Origin of the sequence: Microbacterium sp. (assembly GCF_039812165.1) — a bacterium.
Lineage (GTDB): Bacteria > Actinomycetota > Actinomycetes > Actinomycetales > Microbacteriaceae > Microbacterium.
In genome coordinates this window covers 1-3,128 of the sequence record NZ_JBDIAB010000275.1, presented here as the reverse complement: position 1 = coordinate 3,128, position 3,128 = coordinate 1, and the positions used below count along the sequence as shown (strand labels likewise).

Sequence of the window (3,128 nt, the reverse complement as noted above, 5' to 3'; positions counted from 1 at the left end):
TCGGGCCAGATCGTCGAAGAGCCCTCGACGAGCAACTCGGTACGGAACGAGCCGGGCTCGACGATCGTGGTCTGGATGCCGAACGGCTCCAAGTCGAGAGCAAGGGTCTCCATCCACCCTTCCAGCGCGAACTTGGACGCGCAGTACGCGGAGCAGAAGTCGACGCCGGCAACGCCAGCGGTCGAGGAGATCGTGATCACTCGGCCCGAGCGCTGCCTCCGCATCGTGGGCAGCACGGCCCGGGTGACGTTCAACGAACCGTAGAAGTTCGTCTGCATTTGCTTGTCGAACTGCTCAGGGCTCAGCGTTTCAAAAAAGCCGGCATAAAAGTTGCCCGCGTTGTTCACCAGGACGTCGATCCGACCGAAGCGGTCGACGGCTGCGTCAACAGCCTGCCGAGCGGCATCGGTGTTAGTGACGTCGAGCGGCACCTCGAGCAGGTCCTCGCGCGCGCCGAGAGTCTTCGTCACGTCCACGGTGTCACGGGCGGTCGCGACGACTCGATGGCCGGCGTGGAGGGCTGCTCGGGCGATGTCGGCACCCATCCCTCGGGCTGCTCCGGTGATGAACCAGACTGTGCTGTCGCTCATGTGTTTCTGCCTTTCGTCGCTGCGGTCAGCGCGGGAGGATGCGGACCGTCACGGAGCGGGGCCCGCCGCCCTGCATGGTGCGGCTGGCGGACTCGTGGGCGTACTTGGGCTCGTAGGCGGCGTCGACCGCGGAAGGGCGAGACATACGGGTCGCCGTCCACGATCTGCGAGAGAGGGCGTCATGGGTCCAGGAAGCCATCACGAACTCCCTTCGTCACAGTCGAAGCGGATGCCGCCGACCGACGGTGTTCCGCTGAGGAGATACAAACCAGTCAACTCCCACACGCGCATGCGAACCAGTCCCGCTCGATAGGGTCACTCGCAGTGACCCTCTTGCGCGCACCGCTCGGCATAGCGTTAGAAGGTGCGCGAGCAAGACGAGATCCGCGAGTTCCTGACCACCCGGCGGTCCAGGCTCACCCCTGAGCAGGTGGGACTGCCGGACTTCGGCGGCCGGCGCCGCGTCGCGGGGCTGCGCCGTGAGGAGGTCGCCCTGCTGGCGGGAATCAGCGTCCAGTACTACGTCCGGTTCGAGCGCGGCACCGCGACCGGTATCTCCGACTCGGTGCTCGACGGCGTCAGCCGTGCCCTCCGACTCGACGACGTGGAGTGCCAGCATCTCTGCGACCTCGTCCGAGCCGTGAACACCGCCGTGCGCCCGACCCGTCCGCCCTCGCAGCGCTCCCCGATCCTTGTATCCGCGGCGTTGCAGCAGACGCTTGACGCAATGACCGAGGCACCCGCGGTCGTCCAGAACGGGCGACTCGACATCCTCGCGACGAACCGTCTCGGCCGCGCTCTTTTCTCCGAGCTGCTCGACTCGCCGCAGTCGCCTGCCAATTTCGCCTGCTTCCTCTTCCTCGACGACCGTGCGACGGGCTTCTACCGCGACTGGGACGAGGCTGCCCGGATGACCGTCGCCATGCTGCGAGCAGAAGCGGGCCGATCGCCCCGTGATCGTGCCCTCGACGAGCTCGTCGGAGAGCTCTCGGTCCGAAACGACGGGTTCCGGACCCTCTGGGCAACGCACGACGTCCGTGAGCACCGATCCGGCGTCAAACGCGTCCACCACTCCGTCGTCGGAGACCTCGACCTCGACTACACGGCACTGAACATCTCCACCGACCCAGGATTGCAACTCCTCGCCTACACGGCTCGGTCCGGCACACCGTCGGAAGAGGGCCTCCGCCTTCTTGGAAGCTGGACCGCAGATTCCAAGAAGGTGTCCCGAGCCCGGCCGCGCAAGACGCATGGTCCGGCCACCCGAGTTCCCGACGAAAGCTAACCAACGCTGCTCGGGAGAGACGCGCCAAACCTGAGGTTCGCCTATTCGACGGCAGCCTGTTGCGGGTGGAGGTTCCGCAGGCTCAGCCCGGCGCACGCGGTGGTCAGCACGAGAACTGTGGCGATGACCATGCTGATGCGCATGCCGGTCAGGGCGCCGGCCGGGGAAGCGAGAAGTGCTCCGAACACGGCGACGGCCAGCGCACCGCCGATTTGTCGGGCAGTGTTGTAGACCCCACTCGCCGTGCCTGCCAGACGCCCGTCGACGTGGTTGAGCAAGACGGCGGACATGGGCGGGTTGACGAAGCCGGCCATCGGACCGATCGGAACCATCATCAAAGACAGCACCCACACCGGAACACCGGCAGGGACGAGGGCGAGGGCAATGAACGAGGCAGCCATGAGGACCTGCCCGCCGACGATGGGCAAACGCGCGCCTACGCGTCTGACCAGACGCGGCACGAACGGCGTGCAGATCGCGCCGCACACGGCCATGGGCAGAAAGACGATGCCGGTCTGAGCTGGTCCGACGCCTCGCTCCTGTTGGAGGAAGATGCTGAAGACGAACGGTTGCCCGAAGAAGCCGATCATGAATGTGAACCCGGTCGCGACGGCAACCACCACGGTGCGCGAACGGAACATGGTCAGCGGGACCATCGGGTGCGACGCGCGGTGTTGCCGCAGGACGAAGGCGATCCCGGAGACGACAGCGATACTGCCGGCGATGAGCACGGGGCGGCTGCCTGATCCGTGGCTGCCGGCCTCGACGGCTGCGAACACCAGGCCGCTGACGGCGAGGAGGCCAGTGGCCTGACCCGTCCAGTCGAATGGTGCCCAGTACGCTGGCGACGGCGCCGCCGCGTGCAGGAGCAGCAGGATCAGCACTGCAACGGGGAGGTTGACGACGAAGATCAGCCGCCAGTCGAGAACGGTCAGCAGACCGCCCAGGAGCGGCCCGCAAACAGCGGCGACGGCACCGCCCGTCGCCCACAGCGACACTGCCTGCGCCCGGCGGCCCGGGTCGTCGTAAGCGTGACGAACCAGCGCCATCGACGATGGCGTGACCATGGCGGCGAAAGCTCCCTGTGCCACGCGAGCGCCAAGTAGCACTCCCAGCGACGGTGCAAGGGCACAAGCAAGAGACGCCAGGGCGAAGCCCGCGACGCCGAATCCGAATGCCTTCTTCGCGCCGATCCGGTCTGTGAACGCGCCAGCCCCGAGCAGAAGGCCGGCAAAGGGGAGGGTGTAGCCGTC

General features: G+C 66.8%; 3 protein-coding genes. 1 reads left to right on the top strand and 2 read right to left on the bottom strand.

Annotation, left to right across the window (positions count from 1 at the left end):
* Window positions 1-590: SDR family oxidoreductase (locus tag WML84_RS14190; protein ID WP_347346788.1), on the bottom strand; the 590-nt coding region annotated here is incomplete at its 3' end.
* Between the two features lie 364 nt (window positions 591-954).
* Between WML84_RS14190 and WML84_RS14185 the strand changes: the two genes are divergently transcribed.
* Window positions 955-1,875, top strand: a complete 921-nt coding sequence (locus WML84_RS14185; RefSeq protein WP_347346787.1) for a helix-turn-helix domain-containing protein — start codon at window positions 955-957, stop codon at window positions 1,873-1,875.
* Window positions 1,876-1,916: 41 nt separating this feature from the next.
* On the opposite strand, the gene WML84_RS14180 is transcribed toward WML84_RS14185, so the two are convergent.
* Window positions 1,917-3,128, bottom strand: a 1,212-nt coding sequence (locus WML84_RS14180; protein WP_347346786.1) for an MFS transporter, incomplete at its 5' end; no start/stop codon positions are given.